Origin of the sequence: Alcanivorax borkumensis SK2, from assembly GCF_000009365.1 — a bacterium.
Classification (GTDB): Bacteria; Pseudomonadota; Gammaproteobacteria; order Pseudomonadales; family Alcanivoracaceae; genus Alcanivorax; species Alcanivorax borkumensis.
The window spans coordinates 525,315-543,066 of record NC_008260.1 but is presented as its reverse complement, the minus strand read 5'-3'; the positions used below and the strand labels follow the sequence as shown (position 1 = coordinate 543,066).

Below are 17,752 nucleotides of genomic sequence, written 5' to 3'. Positions count from 1 at the left end.
GGTGATCATGGACAAAACCTACCAACCCGATCGCATTGAGCAGTCTTGGTACGAAAACTGGGAACAAGCCGGTCATTTCAAGCCGAGCGGCCAGGGTGACCCGTTCTGCATCATGATCCCGCCCCCCAATGTGACCGGCAGCTTGCACATGGGCCACGCCTTCCAAGACACCATTATGGATACCTTGGTCCGCTACCGCCGCATGCAGGGCCGCAACACCCTCTGGCAGGTGGGCACCGACCACGCCGGCATCGCCACCCAAATGGTGGTAGAACGCAAATTGGCCGGCGAAGGCACCAACCGTCACGAGCTAGGCCGTGAGAAATTTCTGGACAAGGTCTGGGAATGGAAAAGGGAATCCGGCGGCACTATTACCCGCCAGCTGCGTCGCATGGGCGCCAGCGTAGACTGGACTCGTGAACGCTTCACCATGGACGACGGTCTGTCTAACGCCGTGCGCGAAGTGTTTGTCCGTCTGCACAAGGAAGGCTTGATTTACCGCGGCAAGCGGCTGGTCAATTGGGATCCAGCCCTGCACACCGCCATCTCCGACCTAGAAGTGGAGAACGTGGAAGAGCAAGGCCACATGTGGCACTTCCGCTATCCGCTGTCTGATGGCTCCGGGCACCTGGTGGTCGCCACTACACGCCCGGAAACCATGCTCGGTGATACCGCCGTAGCCGTTCATCCGCAAGACCCACGCTACAAGGACATGATCGGTAAGAGCATTCGCCTGCCGCTAGCTGACCGCAATATCCCTATTATTGCCGATGACTACGTAGACCCGGACTTCGGCTCCGGCTGCGTGAAAATCACCCCGGCCCACGACTTCAACGATTACGAAGTGGGTAAGCGCCACGACCTGCCGATGATCAATATCCTGACCATCGATGCCGCGCTGAATGACGAAGTGCCGGAAGGCTATCGCGGCTTGGACCGTGTAGAGGCCCGCAAAAAAGTAGTAGACGATCTAGATGCCTTAGGGCTGCTGGAAAAAGTGGACGACCACACCCTACAGGTGCCCCGTGGTGATCGTTCCGGTGTGGTTATCGAACCCTACCTGACCGACCAGTGGTTTGTCGCCGTAGAAGAGCTGGCCAAACCGGCCATTGCCGCCGTGGAAAATGGCGACATCCAGTTCGTCCCCAAAAACTATGAGAACATGTACTTCTCCTGGATGCGCGATCTGCAGGACTGGTGTATCTCCCGCCAACTGTGGTGGGGCCATCGCATCCCCGCCTGGTACGATGCCGACGGCAACGTCTATGTGGGCCGCGACGAAGAAGAGGTCCGAGCAGAAAATAACCTAGGCGATACCCCCCTGAGCCAGGATGACGATGTCCTAGATACCTGGTTCAGTTCCGCCCTGTGGACCTTCTCCACTCTGGGCTGGCCGGATGACACTGACGCCCTGCGCACCTTTCATCCCACCGATGTACTGGTAACCGGCTTCGACATTATTTTCTTCTGGGTTGCCCGGATGATAATGATGACTCTGAAGTTCACCGACCAAGTGCCTTTCAAGAAGGTCTATGTTCATGGTCTGGTCCGCGACAATGACGGCCAGAAAATGTCCAAGTCGAAAGGCAACGTGCTTGATCCGCTGGACATGATTGACGGGATCACCCTAGATGCGCTGATCGACAAGCGCACCAAGGGCCTGATGCAGCCGCAGAAAGAAAAACAAATCACCAAGCGCACTAACAAAGACTTCCCTGACGGCATCAACCCCTACGGCACCGACGCTCTGCGTTTTACCTTCCTGTCTCTCGCTTCCACTGGCCGGGACATCAAGTGGGACATGGGCCGCATAGAAGGCTACCGGAATTTCTGTAACAAAATCTGGAATGCAGCCCGCTATGTAATGATGAATACCGAAGGGGAAGACTGCGGCATCGACACCGATAGCGAAGTGGAACTATCTCTGGCAGACCGTTGGATTATCTCCGCCTTACAGCGGGCCGAACTGGAAGTCAGCGAAGCACTAGACAGCTTCCGTTTCGACGTGGCCAGCCACGCCGCCTATGAATTCATCTGGAACGAATACTGCGATTGGTATCTCGAGCTATCCAAGCCGGTACTGTGGGGTGACGAGTATTCCGATGCCCAAAAACGCGGCACACGCCGCACCCTAGTGACCGTACTGGAAGCCATCCTTCGCATGGCCCACCCCTTTATGCCATTCATCACTGAAGAAATCTGGCAAAAAGTCGGACCACTGGCGGGCAAGGCGTCGGCGGCAGGTAAAGGCGAAAAAACCGACACCATCATGTTACAGCCCTTCCCGGCCAGCGAACCCGCCAAAATCGATACCAATGCGGAAACCGGTGCAGAATGGGTAAAAGCGGTTATTAGCGCGGTACGTAACATCCGTGGTGAGATGGGCATTCCACTAGGCAAGGCACTGCCGATTTATCTGCATAATGGTAAAGACTCCGACAAGGCCCTGCTGGACGCCAACCGAGTCTTCCTCTGCAAACTGGCCAAACTGGAATCCATTACCTGGCTGACCGCAGAGGATTCCGCCCCCGCCTCTGCCACCGCCCTAGTCGGCGACATGGAAATTTTGGTCCCCATGGCCGGGCTGATCGACAAGGAAGCAGAGATCGAGCGTCTTTCTAAGGAAATCGAGAAACTACGCAAGGAAGTGGGCCGCGCCGAAGGTAAATTAAAGAATCCTAAGTTTGTCGATAAAGCGCCACAGGCCGTGGTAGACAAGGAAAAAGCCAAACTGGACGACTATCGTTCACAACTGGCCAAGCTTGAAGAGCAGCTGGAAAAAATCAAGTACCTGTAAAGCCCGCCATTATGGCGATTACGCTGCATCTTCTTCTCACCTGCGCACAGGAAGCCTTCGCCAGCGAAGGCTTCCGCAGGGCGGAAGTGGATACCATCGCAATCGAGCCGATCTAGACAAAACCACCATCTATACGCTGCTTGCCTCCTAGGAAGCACTACCGCTACCGCTCGTAGAAGGGAACCGAAGACCAGCTGCGCGCCCTCCCTCTGAGCTAATCAGTATAGTATTGCCTGCCCTTGGCGCGGCCGACGAACCTGCGCCAGCACCTAGTTTATGGAACCAAACGCACCCTTTGCCGATGTTTTTTAAGCGAACGTTATAAAGAAGGCTATTTCGTTGCTCTGCCCACTCGCGATACGATGCTGATAATAGTGAACTGGATGGCCGGAGCCACCTACCGTGAGCGAACACTCACAGCAGAGAGGAGCTTCGAATAACAAACCGCAGATCACAGGAACGCGTGTTGACCCGTGACATCATAGGAGAAATCATGCGCATCACGTTTGTTCTAGCTGCGGTTCTGGCTTTTTCCCCGCTATGCGTTGCATACACCCAGGCCGACAGCTTGGACGATACTCTTGACGCTCCCCACCGCACGTCAGCGGAAAAGGCCCGTGACTCTTACCGCCACCCGGCCAAGACCCTTCGCTTTTTCAACGTAGAAGCCGACATGGCCGTGGTGGAAATCTGGCCTGGCTCAAAGGGGTGGTATACCGCCATTCTGGCGCCTTATCTGCGCGACAATGGCACTTATTATGCTGCCCAATTTCCGCCGGATAGCAACATCCCGTTTTACCAACGTTCACTGATCCAGTTTAAAACCCGCCTGGCCAAGCAGGACGAGATTTACAACAAGGTTCGCATTACCCACCTTTATCCCCCTGTCTACAATGACATTGCCCCAGCAGGCACAGTCGACCGGGTTCTCACTTTCCGCAACGTGCATAACTGGGCAAAATCCGGCAAGGGGGAAGCCGCCTTCAAAAGCTTTTACAAGGCTCTCAAGCCGGGCGGAGTGCTGGGCGTAGTGGAACATCGGGCACCAGAAGTACGCCCACTGGAAAGGCAAATCGAAACGGGATATATGAGCGAGGGGTATGTCATCGCCCTTGCCGAGAAGGCCGGTTTTACACTGGTGGATCGATCAGAGATCAATGCCAACCCGAAGGATCAGATCAACCACCCTGCCGGAGTCTGGACACTTCCCCCCACTCTACGACTCGGCGACAAGGACAGGGAAACCTATGAAGCAATCGGGGAAAGTGACCGGATGACACTGAAGTTTCTCAAGCCGGAGCATTGAACCAATCCAACCGGAGTCTTACTACGCGGGGCGCTCCAACATGCTTGGCGCAGCCTTTCCCAGCACCAAGGATTCAGTCACACCCACCGCGACCCGCAAGCACAGGTCCAGTCGCTGCTGGGAAAAGCCGCCATCGTCGAAAATATAGAGTGAGTAGTTCTCTAACATCCACAACACTGTCAGGAAAACTAACGGCTCGTAATCCTTCCCCGTATAACGGTTAATCTGAACAGCTAGGACTTCAGATGCCAAGGTTTGGGCACGGATGCGGTGAGGCGCCAGAGCTGAATCAGAAGAGCGAGCCTCCTCCATCATCAACTTGATTACCGGGCCCATACTCACATGGTGATCAAAATAAACCTTAGTGGTATTACGAATGATATCGTTCACAGATGAGGCCTGCTTCACCTCTCTGTGAAAATGCAGCATCATATTATCCACAAAGATACGATAGATGCTTTCCAGCACATCCATCTTGTTGCGAAAGTATTTGTAGAACGTGCGTCGAGATACATTAGAGGCATCTAACAAATGCTGTACCGTGGTTCGCTGGAGCCCACGAATAGCAAACACCTGCATTGAGTGAATCAGAATTTCAGCCCGAGCCTGAGAGCGCTGCCCTCCTTCTTCGAGGGCATGAACTTCCAACACTTGATTCACCACCTGGCGAATCGCATCTATGTCGCTGCTTGGTCTCTGCACGTGACGCCCCTTAAAATCTATAGCCTTCGGTAGCTTAACTAACGGCCCTAGCAGAGTAAACATTGAGTTTATCCTAAACCATAATCGCTCCGCTCACCGGGGCAGGGTCAGCCTTCTTGTTAGTCTTCCAGATTTTTTCATGAAAGTGGTAGGCCACGGTATTCACACAAGGCTCAACCAAAGCCGTCAAACCACCAATACGCCAGTCACCTGTCATGGCCCAAACGACCAAGAACGCCACTGAAATATGCATTACTCCGAAACTAATTGTCTTAGTCATGACATACCCTCCAATTGAAGCCCATCATGCCTCACTCCATTCGCATAGCATAAAGCTCTTGATAAATAGCATCGATAGACACATCAAATAGCAAACAATCGCTAACCATCAAGGATTGTTAACTTACTTATCCTGGTCCTGCATCAAAGCAGCCGCATGCTTTATTCTATGGCACCAGTCAACGACAGAGTTCTCCCCATGAGCAAGAAAGCCTTACTTATCCTTCACGGCAAGCAGGCCGACAACCAGTCCGTTCGCAATGCGGTCATTGACTGGCGTAACCAGGGCCATGAGTTAGCCGTCCGCGTAACGTGGGAGGGGGGCGACGCGGAACGCTATGTCCGCGAAGCGCTCGATAACGGCTTCAAAACGATTATTGCCGGCGGCGGAGACGGCTCGGTACGTGACATCACCCAAGCACTGATGGAAAACGGTAATAGCGAACTGGAACTAGCGATTATCCCGCTCGGCACGGCCAACGACTTTGCCACGGCTGCAGAAGTTTCGGAGGAGCCCGCCGACGCCTTGTCATTGCTTAATAGGCCTGCTCAGCCGTGTGATGTAATCCGAGTAAATAACCATTATTTTCTCAACATGGCCACCGGCGGTTTCGGCACAGAGGTCACCACACAAACGTCCGAAGAGTTGAAAAAAATGCTTGGCGGTGCAGCCTACTTGCTTACCGGCCTAACTCGGTTTTCGGAAATTGAATCCGCCAAAGGTCACTTCAAAGGAGAGGATTTTGAATGGGAAGGTGATTTTCTGGCTCTCGGCCTAGGCAATGGCCGGCAAGCCGGAGGTGGGCAACGCCTGTGTCCAGACGCCCTGGTCAACGATGGGCTCTTCGATGTCGCCATCCTGCCCGCAGACATGGATCTACTCGCTGGAGTGAAAGAGCTGTTCGACAGTGAAGCGCGACAAGATCCCGACCAAGAAGGGCTTTTTGTTCGTACCCGACTTAGCGAAATGAAAATTGAAACTCCAACGCCCATGAACCTGAACCTGGATGGTGAACCAATTCAGAATACAACTTTTCAGATTCAAGCCATTCGCAATGCGCTGCGCCTTTACCTGCCCGAGGGCTGTCCACTGTTAGGCTGAAGCCTTGTGCGCACGGCCACAGAGCTGAATAAACTCTCGGACCTTTTGTCGCCGTCTATCTAGTTTGTGGCCATATAGTGGAAAGTGCTGCCATACCGCCATCTCGGTTACCCCATAACAGCGAGTCGCCACTGCTACCACCATCATCCCTGTACGAATCACCCCCATCTCACAATGCACCAAGCAGCGGCTGTCTGCCCGACCCAACTCTTCAATAAATGCCACAATTTGAGCCTCAGTTGGCGGTGTATCCTGCGCCATGGGGATATTCACAAGCTTCACTCCATGCCGGCGACAATAATCCAACTGTTTAAAGTACCAACCGTTTTTACTGTACTCCGACTCAAGGCGTAGATTAACAATTGTGTTAACGCCCAAAATACGATGCATGATTCGTATACCGATAGGCCCCAAGGTTCCGCTACGGTAAAGTTTTCTCCGTTCCACCACACGAAAGTGGTACATCAGCTTACGATAGCGATAGATAACTAACGCAAGAACAGAGATAACAATGGCGATATACAACAGCATGACGAAGACTCCCGGCATTGAAGGTAAGCGAATAATGCCGGGCGATGTTGGCAGAGTGATTACAGGGTAATCATTACTGCTCCGGCTAAGCTACGAGGGCGACGCGAGAAGGCATGTTTGAAGCAGGATATAAAAGCCCGCTAGGAATGGCATCTATAGGTATGCGGGCCCTCCGCTGAGGATAGCCTACAAACAGAGCGTGACAAGAACGGTTGGGGAGCGCCTAAAGCACTGGTGACGATTGAGTGATTCGGGTGGGGCTTGCATCGATAGTTATAATTTGATTTTAGGCTGCCCGGACAGGCGCCAATAAAAAAACCCCCGCCACTGACGCGACGAGGGTTTTTCTGTATTTAAGAGCCTGACGATGACCTACTCTCGCATGGGGAAGCCCCACACTACCATCGGCGATGTACTGTTTCACTTCTGAGTTCGGCATGGGATCAGGTGGTTCCAATACTCTATGGTCGTCAGGCAATCTGGTTTGGTTTTCCTGATTAAATCAGGAGGACCAAATAGGTTGCCTTCCCGGTGTTTTACCTAGGTAAATACTGCACACCGGCAAAGCCAAATTGGGTAACGAGAAGTTTGCTATTCAACTGCAAGGTTAGTTATCTCTCACACCGTATCTTTGCGTTACCTGGCGATAAGCCGAGTAACTGCTTTGGTGTTATATAGTCAAGCCTCACGGGCAATTAGTACTGGTTAGCTTCACGCCTTACAACGCTTCCACACCCAGCCTATCAACGTTGTGGTCTTCAACGGCCCTTCAGGGGAATCAAGTTCCCAGGGAGATCTCATCTTGAGGGAGGCTTCCCGCTTAGATGCTTTCAGCGGTTATCCCGTCCGAACGTAGCTACCCGGCAATGCCACTGGCGTGACAACCGGAACACCAGAGGTTCGTCCACTCCGGTCCTCTCGTACTAGGAGCAGCTCCTCTCAAATCTCCAACGCCCACGGCAGATAGGGACCGAACTGTCTCACGACGTTCTAAACCCAGCTCGCGTACCTCTTTAAATGGCGAACAGCCATACCCTTGGGACCGGCTTCAGCCCCAGGATGAGATGAGCCGACATCGAGGTGCCAAACACCGCCGTCGATATGAACTCTTGGGCGGTATCAGCCTGTTATCCCCGGAGTACCTTTTATCCGTTGAGCGATGGCCCTTCCATACAGAACCACCGGATCACTAAGACCTGCTTTCGCACCTGCTCGACTTGTAGGTCTCGCAGTCAAGCACCCTTCTACCTTTACGCTCGTTGCACGATGTCCGACCGTGCTGAGGGTACCTTTGTGCTCCTCCGTTACTCTTTGGGAGGAGACCGCCCCAGTCAAACTACCCACCACACAATGTCCCCGATCCCGATAAGGGACCTAGGTTAGAACCTCAAACATGCCAGGCTGGTATTTCAAGGACGACTCCACAGTAACTAGCGTCACTGCTTCAAAGTCTCCCAGCTATCCTACACAAACAGGTTCAAAGTCCACTGTGAAGCTATAGTAAAGGTTCACGGGGTCTTTCCGTCTAGCCGCGGGTACACAGCATCTTCACTGCGATTTCGATTTCACTGAGTCTCGGGTGGAGACAGCGCCCCCATCATTACGCCATTCGTGCAGGTCGGAACTTACCCGACAAGGAATTTCGCTACCTTAGGACCGTTATAGTTACGGCCGCCGTTTACCGGGGCTTCGATCAAGAGCTTCGCCGAAGCTAACCCCATCAATTAACCTTCCGGCACCGGGCAGGCGTCACACCCTATACGTCCGCTTACGCGTTTGCAGAGTGCTGTGTTTTTAATAAACAGTTGCAGGGGCCTTTTCACTGCGACCGCCGATAGCTCAGAGAGCAAGTCTCATCACCTTCAGCGGCGTACCTTCTCCCGAAGTTACGGTACCACTTTGCCTAGTTCCTTCACCCGAGTTCTCTCAAGCGCCTTAGAATACTCATCCCAACCACCTGTGTCGGTTTGGGGTACGGTTCCTTATAACCTGAAGCTTAGAAGATTTTCCTGGAAGCATGGCATCAACCACTTCCCGGTCACAAAGGACCAGTGGTCTCGACTCTCAGCCTTAAGGTGCCGGATTTGCCTAACACCTCAGCCTACAGCCTTTCCCCGGGACAACCAACGCCCGGTAGGCATAGCCTTCTCCGTCTCTCCATCGCAGTTATAAGAAGTACGGGAATATTAACCCGTTTCCCATCAGCTACGCATTTCTGCCTCGCCTTAGGGGCCGACTCACCCTGCGCCGATTAGCGTTGCGCAGGAAACCTTGGTCTTTCGGCGTGGGAGTTTTTCACTCCCATTATCGTTACTCACGTCAGCATTCGCACTTGTGATATCTCCAGCATGCTTCTCAACACACCTTCACAGACTTACACAACGCTCCCCTACCCCGCATACATAGTATGCAGCCGCAGCTTCGGTATCCAGTTTGAGCCCCGTTACATCTTCCGCGCAGGCCGACTCGACTAGTGAGCTATTACGCTTTCTTTAAAGGGTGGCTGCTTCTAAGCCAACCTCCTAGCTGTCTGAGCCTTCCCACATCGTTTCCCACTTAACTGGAATTTGGGGACCTTAGCTGGCGGTCTGGGTTGTTTCCCTCTTCACGACGGACGTTAGCACCCGCCGTGTGTCTCCCGGATAGTACTCACTGGTATTCGGAGTTTGCATCGGTTTGGTAAGTCGGGATGACCCCCTAGCCGAAACAGTGCTCTACCCCCAGTGGTATTCGTCCGAGGCGCTACCTAAATAGCTTTCGGGGAGAACCAGCTATCTCCGAGCTTGATTAGCCTTTCACTCCGATCCACAGGTCATCCGCTAACTTTTCAACGGTAGTCGGTTCGGTCCTCCAATGCGTGTTACCGCATCTTCAACCTGCCCATGGATAGATCGCCCGGTTTCGGGTCTAATCCCAGCAACTAAACGCCCTATTAAGACTCGGTTTCCCTACGGCTCCCCTAAACGGTTAACCTCGCTACTGAAATTAAGTCGCTGACCCATTATACAAAAGGTACGCCGTCACCCCACATGGAGGCTCCGACTGCTTGTACGTACACGGTTTCAGGTTCTATTTCACTCCCCTCTCCGGGGTTCTTTTCGCCTTTCCCTCACGGTACTGGTTCACTATCGGTCAGCCAGGAGTATTTAGCCTTGGAGGATGGTCCCCCCACATTCAGTCAAAGTTTCACGTGCTCCGACCTACTCGATTTCACTTGATCAGACTTTCGGATACGGGGCTATCACCCACTATGGCCGGCCTTCCCAGACCGTTCTCCTAATCATTCACAAGCTTAAGGGCTAATCCGCGTTCGCTCGCCGCTACTAACGGAATCTCAATTGATTTCTGTTCCTACGGGTACTTAGATGTTTCAGTTCCCCGCGTTCGCCTCACATACCTATGGATTCAGTATGTGATACCTGCCTTATGACAGGTGGGTTTCCCCATTCGGAAATCTCCGGATCAAAGTCTGTTTGCCGACTCCCCGAAGCTTATCGCAGGCTACTACGTCCTTCATCGCCTCTGGCTGCCAAGGCATCCACCGTGTACGCTTATTCACTTGACTATATAACCCAAAACAGTCACCTCAAATCCGCCTCTCGACAAATCTTCAATCACCGCCCAGGTCTTTCATCGTGATAACGATTCACCATAAAGACACAAATGTCAGAGATAATATCTAACGCTTGCATTCTCATTGAATACTTGGACTTCTCATTTCCCAAATTGTTAAAGAGCTTCTTATACCAGCAGATATAAGACCGATTAAAAAACCGGAAACAAATAATCCATTACCTTCCTTCAAAGAAAGAGAATCACTTGTTTCCGGCTTCTAGCCGGCAACAACAGACAAGCAAACGTGTGAGCCCTGAACGGGACGGAAATCTTTGTCGTTAAGGAGGTGATCCAGCCGCAGGTTCCCCTACGGCTACCTTGTTACGACTTCACCCCAGTCATGAACCACACCGTGGTGAACGTCCTCCCGAAGGTTAGACTATCCACTTCTGGTGCAATCCACTCCCATGGTGTGACGGGCGGTGTGTACAAGGCCCGGGAACGTATTCACCGCGGCATTCTGATCCGCGATTACTAGCGATTCCGACTTCATGGAGTCGAGTTGCAGACTCCAATCCGGACTACGAACAGTTTTAAGGGATTTGCTTGGCCTCGCGACTTTGCTGCCCTCTGTACTGCCCATTGTAGCACGTGTGTAGCCCAGGCCGTAAGGGCCATGATGACTTGACGTCGTCCCCACCTTCCTCCGGTTTGTCACCGGCAGTCTCCCTAGAGTTCCCACCATTACGTGCTGGCAACTAGGGACAAGGGTTGCGCTCGTTACGGGACTTAACCCAACATCTCACGACACGAGCTGACGACAGCCATGCAGCACCTGTCACTTGGCTCCCGAAGGCACCAATCTATCTCTAGAAAGTTCCAAGGATGTCAAGGCCTGGTAAGGTTCTTCGCGTTGCATCGAATTAAACCACATGCTCCACCGCTTGTGCGGGCCCCCGTCAATTCATTTGAGTTTTAACCTTGCGGCCGTACTCCCCAGGCGGTCTACTTATCGCGTTAACTTCGTCACCAAGAATACTAAGATTCCCAACGACTAGTAGACATCGTTTACGGCGTGGACTACCAGGGTATCTAATCCTGTTTGCTCCCCACGCTTTCGCACCTCAGCGTCAATGTCAGTCCAGGAGGCCGCCTTCGCCACTGGTGTTCCTTCCGATCTCTACGCATTTCACCGCTACACCGGAAATTCCACCTCCCTCTACTGCATTCTAGCCTGCCAGTTTCAAATGCAGTTCCCAGGTTGAGCCCGGGGCTTTCACATCTGACTTAGCAAACCGCCTACGCGCGCTTTACGCCCAGTAATTCCGATTAACGCTCGCACCTTTCGTATTACCGCGGCTGCTGGCACGAAATTAGCCGGTGCTTCTTCTGTAGGTAACGTCAAGTACTCATCCGTATTAAGGATAAGCCTTCCTCCCTACTGAAAGTGCTTTACAACCCGAAGGCCTTCTTCACACACGCGGCATGGCTGGATCAGGGTTGCCCCCATTGTCCAAGATTCCCCACTGCTGCCTCCCGTAGGAGTCCGGGCCGTGTCTCAGTCCCGGTGTGGCTGATCATCCTCTAAGACCAGCTACGGATCGTCGCCTTGGTGAGCCATTACCTCACCAACAAGCTAATCCGACGCGAGCTCATCCATCAGCACAAGGTCCGAAGATCCCCTGCTTTCCCCCGTAGGGATTATGCGGTATTAGCCTGGGTTTCCCCAGGTTATCCCCCTCTAATGGGCAGATTCTCACGTGTTACTCACCCGTCCGCCGCTCGACGCCTCCTAGCAAGCTAGGATCGTTTCCGCTCGACTTGCATGTGTTAGGCCTGCCGCCAGCGTTCAATCTGAGCCATGATCAAACTCTTCAGTTAAGAAAAGCGTTTAAAGTGCCTACGCACTTAATACATGCTCAGTTCGTCATCTGAATTAACAAAAACTTTGTTGACTCGTTCAGAACTGAAATCTCTTAAAGATCCCATCCCGAACAGGTCCCACACGTTTGCTTGCCTGATTGTTAAAGAGCGTCTCGTCCGTGGCGCCGCGCTGCTCTGCGTTGTTGCCCCGTCGAGGAGTGCGCATTCTAGAGATTTACCCGGGGCCGTCAACACTTTTTTTCATGTCTTTTTTATCAAACGGTCATCTTCTGTCTGGACGGATAAAAAACCATCAGAAACGGCCTAAAACGCTCATTTATTATGCGCCCCAACCTCCTAACCAACAGCTCTCTTCTACCAAAACAGCCCCCCCAAAATACCATCACCTCCTGTCTTCTCTGCCTTTTTGTTTTTTTTTCATGGCCCCAGCAGCAAGGCTGCCATTGGCAGATAAAAAAAGGCGCCCTGGGGACGCCTTTTTTTATCTCGAACCTGACTAATGTTTACGCAGCTGCCAAAGTGTCATCAGTAAACCCGCGGCCACATAGGTCACTGCTACCCCCAACAACACTAACGGGGGGTCCAAAAAGACAATGGCAAAAGCAATAATCACCCCAAGAAGCATCTTGAAGGGGACTCTGCCAATATGGAATTCTTTAAAAGAGTGGTACTTCACTGACGACACCATCAGCAAACCGGCACCCCCAACCACAATGGCCACTAGCCAGGAAATATCCGCCCCCTCAATGCCACGACTAGCTCCCAGCCAGACAAGCGTCGCCACCAACCCCGCTCCGGTAGGGCTAGGCAAACCGATAAAAAAGCGTTTATCCGTGCTTTCCGCCTGTACATTGAACCGAGCTAGGCGCAAAGCAGCGCAGGCCACATAGATAAAGGCCGCCACCCAACCAAACTTACCCAGCCCTGATAGCGCCCAAGCATAAGCCACCAGTCCCGGAGCCACGCCAAAAGCCACGCAGTCTGACAGCGAGTCATACTCCGCTCCGAACTTACTTTGGGTGTTGGTCATTCTCGCCACACCGCCATCCATCCCGTCAAGGATACCGGCAATGATGATCCCCAAAGCGGCATTTTCGAAATGCCCATTCATCGCAGCCACAATGGCGTAGAAGCCGGCGAACAAGGCCGCTGTGGTAAACAGATTGGGCAGTAGGTACACGCCCTTGTGGCGAGTCCCTGTTCGATACTCAGCTTCAACCACTTCAAATGTGTCTTGAGTGTCCGTCGCTGCTGTCTTGTCGTTATCCTGCATGGTTATCCACCCATTTATGATGGCGCTAGTGTAACGCAGTACTCCCAAACAAAAAAACGCGGCCGAAGCCGCGTTTTTTTGGGTCCCTAAGACAAGGGAGCCTCTGAGTGACCCCTTGCATACTCAACATGCAAGAAGTTTTTCAGTGAGCCCTTAGTTCTTGGTTTTGTCTACGATCTGGTTCGCCTGGATCCACGGCATCATGCCACGTAACTTCTCACCCACCTGCTCGATGGGGTGCGCCGCATTGTTACGACGCGCCGCAGTCATGGACGGGTAGTTATGCGCGCCTTCAGCAATAAACATTTTTGCGTATTCGCCACTTTGGATACGCTTGAGCGCATTGCGCATGGCGGCACGAGACTCATCGTTGATCACTTCTGGGCCCGTCACATACTCACCGTACTCCGCATTATTGGAGATGGAGTAGTTCATGTTAGCGATGCCACCTTCGTACATCAGATCAACAATCAGCTTAAGCTCGTGAAGACACTCGAAATACGCCATTTCTGGCGCGTAACCCGCTTCGGTCAGGGTTTCGAAGCCCGCCTTCACCAGCTCAACAGCCCCACCACACAGTACCGCCTGCTCGCCGAACAAGTCGGTTTCAGTTTCGTCCTTGAACGTAGTTTCGATGATACCGGTACGGCCTCCGCCCACACCACAGGCATAGGAAAGAGCCAGTTCTTTAGCGCTGCCGGACGCGTCTTGGAAAATCGCGATCAGGTCGGGGATACCGCCACCCTTGGTGAACTCAGTGCGCACAGTGTGGCCCGGCGCTTTAGGAGCGATCATGATCACGTCCAGGTCCGCACGCGGTACGATCTGATTGTAGTGAATAGCAAAGCCGTGCGCGAAGGCCAAGGTAGCCCCCTCTTTCAGGTTCGGCTCAATGTCGGACTTGTACAGGTGCGCCTGGAACTCATCAGGCGTCAGCACCATTACCACGTCAGCGGCGGCAACGGCGGAGGGTACGTCAGTTACGCTAAGGCCATGGGCTTCAGCTTTGGCAATGGAAGTAGAACCAGTACGCAGCCCGACAACGACGTCTACACCGGAATCTTTCAGGTTACAGGCGTGGGCATGGCCTTGAGAGCCGTAACCGAGAATGGCTACTTTCTTGCCTTGGATAATGGAAAGGTCGCAATCCTTGTCGTAATACACTTGCATGCTCATAGCTCTGACTCTTTATAAATAGAAGAAAAAGGTAAAGGCCCGATACACATAAAGCACCAGCCTGATAGGCCGGTACTTTAGGGGATTCACATCATTGCGTAAAATGATATATTTGAAACACCACATTCCTTATTCTGCAACACAGCAAGTGTCTCACTCCTTCAGCAGCAAGCGGATACCTGATGGACACCAAACCCCTGCGGCTGTTCCTGACCCTAGCCGACACCCTGCACTTTGGGCGCACCAGCTCCATGTGCCACGTAAGCCCTTCCACACTCAGCCGTACCATTCAACAGCTGGAAGAAGAGCTGAACGTGCCATTGTTCTACCGTGACAACCGCAGCGTTACCCTGACTCGAGAAGGCCAACGCTTCCAGGAATATGCCCGCGACACACTGATGCGCTGGGATGGCCTGCGCCATGCATTACAGGAGGATCGCCGCATTCTGCAGGGTGAGCTGCGCCTGTATTGCTCCGTGACCGCCAGCTATAGCTTTCTCTACGATCTACTCAGCAGTTTTCGGCACCAATACCCTCGTATCGAACTAAAGCTGCATACTGGCGACCCGGCTCAAGCCGTGCAGCGCATCCAGCAGGGCGAAGAGGATATCGCGATCGGCGCACGACCTGATCACCTCCCCAGCGGCATCGCCTTTAGGCCCATTGCCCGGTCCCCTTTACTGTTTATTGCCCAGGCCGGACAAACCCAGTTGGCGGAACGGCTCAACGGTGTAGCCAAGCAAGCGGACTGGAAAGACACTCCCATGATTCTCTCGGAGGAAGGGTTGGCACGGGAACGGGTAGATCGCTGGTTTCGCCAGCTTGGCGCGAAGCCGCATATCTATGCTCAGGTCAGCGGCAACGAAGCCATCGTCAGTATGGTCAGCCTAGGATTTGGGGTGGGCGTGGTGCCGAAGATTGTGCTGGATAACAGCCCGCTAGCCGGACGCACCCGATCATTGGATGTGCAGCCCGCCCTTGCACCTTACGAAGTAGGGCTGTTTACCCAGGAGCGACGCCAAGAAGAACCGCTCATTAATGCGTTTTGGTCACAATTAGGTGATACCTGACGCCAGACAACAAAAAACGGCTCACTCTTGGAGCCGCTTCGGGAGGGAGACCGAGCAAGGCGTGTTACGGTACCGGCTCATCTCCCGCGGTGCCGCCATTGCTAGGCTTCGCTTCGACATCGTCCGCTGCCTGCTCCTGGCGCAGATACCCGGCAGCGTCCTCATCAGCTCCCGCCGTCGGCAGTGACACCTGAGCTCGAGTTTGCTGATTGAGCTGATAAATTTGCGATGCATTACCCAAATCCCTCTCACTTGTAATCGACGCGATGGACTCGCGGTCCTTCAAGAAAGTGACCACATCAGCCCTAATTGAGGCTAACGCTTCTGGAGCCTTATGCATTTCCATCACGTAACGCGGGAATTCAAGGTTACGCATACCAGTGGCTGCGAACGTGGACGTCACCAACCTTGAGACCACAATCCAGGGTGTAATGCTGCTGCGCATTAAGGTATTTTCTGAACGAGTACTATCATGGATGCCCGTACCCGTGGACATTTTCGACTCCGTAAATGTGCCTTCACACTTGAAGTAAATCATCACCGATTCGAACTGCATTTCAGAAAAAAACAAGTGGGCCGCTCCGCGTAACAGCGCCGCGAAAGCTCTAAAAATAACGCCCCACACCAGTAAATTCACCGCCAACGACAGTGCACTGCTATCACCAGACAACAACGCCTCCACCGATACGCCTTGCTGGGCCAAAGCCTCATAAAGATCCACCGTGGCAAACGCTAACCACAAGGTTAGCCCTGTCGCTATCAGCACTAAGATATTACCCCCGATGAGCAGAGCCATTCGTACTTTGTCAAAACCTGCCCCCAAGTTCATCGGTTTCACTTTCGGCTGGATTTCCTGGATCATCTCACCCTTGAATCCCCCCTTGCCCTCCACCTGTTCAACCAATTGCGGGTCCAGTTCCCGATACACCCGGTTGGGCACTTCTTTATAACGACGGTTAGCCATAACTAGATTATCTAGGTTGATAAAAATTTCATTGGGGTGCACCGACTCCTGCCAATTTTCCCGCAACTCAGACACTTCCGACACCGGATTCGCCAACGCCAAACGACGACGAAGCAGCTGATAAATGCCCACGCTAGCCACTGCAGCAAACAGCAATGACACCAACAAATACGTTAACGGATAAAGGCCGTCGAGCACGCTAATCCACTGCTGCCACTGCTGAATACCCACATTGCCCACTTGGGAAACCGAGCCCAGCATAAGACCCACCATCACCGGCAGCACAATAGACACCGCTATCACCATAACCAGGTCGCCACCGCCCATGGACTCCACCTGCCGTTCCGGATGCCGAGCAATAGCGCGACCGGCTCTCCACCACAACACAATCACATAAATGCTCAAGATCACCGAATAGAGGGGAAAGATCACGGTACCCATATCACCGACAAAACCCGCCAGCGTGACAAACGCCACAAACAGATACGCCATGATAGCCACTGCTGTTTTCACCCAGGCGCCAAATAAGCGCTGCCCAAGGTTACGAATGGGATACGGCATGAACAACAACTTAGGAAGTAGACTGTGCAGCGCGCGCGCCAGAAACCCTTCTGGCTCCACAAAAGTGGGATTCTTACGACCAATCAACATTTCTTCTAGCGTACTGCCTTTGTAGCCCACATAACGGGACTCTTCCTGCGCAGTGCTGCTTTCCGAGGGGCTGTAATTATAGGCCAGCGAGGTGGGATGGTTACGACCTACAAAATAGCGCAACATGGCAAAAGCACCCCCACTCAAGGCGCGAACCCCGCCCCCTAGAAGCACTACCGCAAACACTATATAAATCCAGCCCGCCACGGTATTTTCCTTCACCGTTGCCGCCGCTATCAGCAGCACAGCCAGCCCCACACAAGCACTCAGCCCACCCGTTACCGCAGTAACCAAGCCTTCTTTTTTAAACGGGTTCCGCAGCCCCAAATCAATGGACCCATAATCAAACGCCATAGCGACTCTCCTTTCCTTGGTGCGGCCGATTAGGCCGTGCGCTTTTCCGTGAATCGATTCTAAAGACTTTTATGTTGCTATCATGAAAAACAAAAAAAGCCGCTCCGA

The 17,752-nt window shown here is 53.0% G+C and carries 10 protein-coding genes and 3 rRNA genes; 4 read left to right on the top strand and 9 right to left on the bottom strand.

Translation table 11 applies throughout. The annotated features are described in order from the left end of the window. The first annotated feature begins 7 nt into the window (after positions 1-7). Positions 8-2,797, top strand: a complete 2,790-nt coding sequence (locus tag ABO_RS02560) for a valine--tRNA ligase (protein WP_041704831.1) — start codon at positions 8-10, stop codon at positions 2,795-2,797. A 493-nt stretch (positions 2,798-3,290) separates the two neighbouring features. Then, positions 3,291-4,103 carry a class I SAM-dependent methyltransferase gene (locus ABO_RS02555; RefSeq protein WP_011587777.1) on the top strand — a complete coding sequence of 271 codons (813 nt, stop codon included), beginning with the start codon at positions 3,291-3,293 and terminating at the stop codon, positions 4,101-4,103. 21 nt (positions 4,104-4,124) lie between these two features. Here the strand turns inward: ABO_RS02555 and ABO_RS02550 are convergent, their stop codons facing one another. Further along, positions 4,125-4,805, bottom strand: a complete 681-nt coding sequence (locus tag ABO_RS02550) for a TetR/AcrR family transcriptional regulator (RefSeq protein ID WP_035460458.1) — start codon at positions 4,803-4,805, stop codon at positions 4,125-4,127. A gap of 73 nt (positions 4,806-4,878) precedes the next feature. Further along, positions 4,879-5,085, bottom strand: coding sequence for a DUF2061 domain-containing protein (locus ABO_RS02545; RefSeq protein ID WP_011587775.1), 207 nt, complete (start codon positions 5,083-5,085; stop codon positions 4,879-4,881). 198 nt (positions 5,086-5,283) lie between these two features. Between ABO_RS02545 and yegS the strand changes: the two genes are divergently transcribed. Continuing rightward, complete coding sequence (yegS, locus tag ABO_RS02540) at positions 5,284-6,186, top strand: lipid kinase YegS (RefSeq protein WP_035460457.1); 903 nt, start codon at positions 5,284-5,286, stop codon at positions 6,184-6,186. Here the strand turns inward: yegS and ABO_RS02535 are convergent. The 6 genes from ABO_RS02535 to ilvC all read right to left on the bottom strand — a co-directional run bounded on the left by ABO_RS02535 (position 6,178) and on the right by ilvC (position 14,599). Continuing rightward, positions 6,178-6,717 carry a fused DSP-PTPase phosphatase/NAD kinase-like protein gene (locus tag ABO_RS02535; RefSeq protein WP_011587773.1) on the bottom strand — a complete coding sequence of 180 codons (540 nt, stop codon included), beginning with the start codon at positions 6,715-6,717 and terminating at the stop codon, positions 6,178-6,180. The two genes, yegS and ABO_RS02535, sit on opposite strands and share 9 nt — an antisense overlap. A 359-nt stretch (positions 6,718-7,076) precedes the next feature. Beyond that, positions 7,077-7,192: ribosomal RNA gene (gene rrf / locus ABO_RS02530) — 5S ribosomal RNA — on the bottom strand. 199 nt (positions 7,193-7,391) lie between these two features. Continuing rightward, positions 7,392-10,282, bottom strand: a 23S ribosomal RNA gene (locus ABO_RS02525). Between the two features lie 329 nt (positions 10,283-10,611). After that, positions 10,612-12,153 (bottom strand): 16S ribosomal RNA (locus ABO_RS02520). Together the 16S, 23S and 5S rRNA genes form the textbook arrangement of a ribosomal RNA operon. Before the next feature lie 499 nt (positions 12,154-12,652). Further along, positions 12,653-13,429, bottom strand: a complete 777-nt coding sequence (gene pssA, locus ABO_RS02515) for a CDP-diacylglycerol--serine O-phosphatidyltransferase (protein WP_035459239.1) — start codon at positions 13,427-13,429, stop codon at positions 12,653-12,655. Positions 13,430-13,582: 153 nt separating this feature from the next. Further along, positions 13,583-14,599, bottom strand: a complete 1,017-nt coding sequence (gene ilvC / locus ABO_RS02510) for a ketol-acid reductoisomerase (RefSeq protein WP_035459332.1) — start codon at positions 14,597-14,599, stop codon at positions 13,583-13,585. 188 nt (positions 14,600-14,787) lie between these two features. On the opposite strand from ilvC, the gene ilvY reads away from it, so the two are divergent. After that, positions 14,788-15,675: an HTH-type transcriptional activator IlvY gene (gene ilvY, locus ABO_RS02505; RefSeq protein WP_011587770.1), complete on the top strand. Its 888-nt coding sequence runs from the start codon at positions 14,788-14,790 to the stop codon at positions 15,673-15,675. Positions 15,676-15,739: 64 nt separating this feature from the next. Here ilvY and ABO_RS02500 read toward each other — a convergent pair whose 3' ends face one another. Beyond that, on the bottom strand, positions 15,740-17,644 hold the full coding sequence (locus ABO_RS02500) for a hypothetical protein (RefSeq protein ID WP_011587769.1): 1,905 nt from the start codon (positions 17,642-17,644) through the stop codon (positions 15,740-15,742). Between the last annotated feature and the right edge of the window lie 108 nt (positions 17,645-17,752).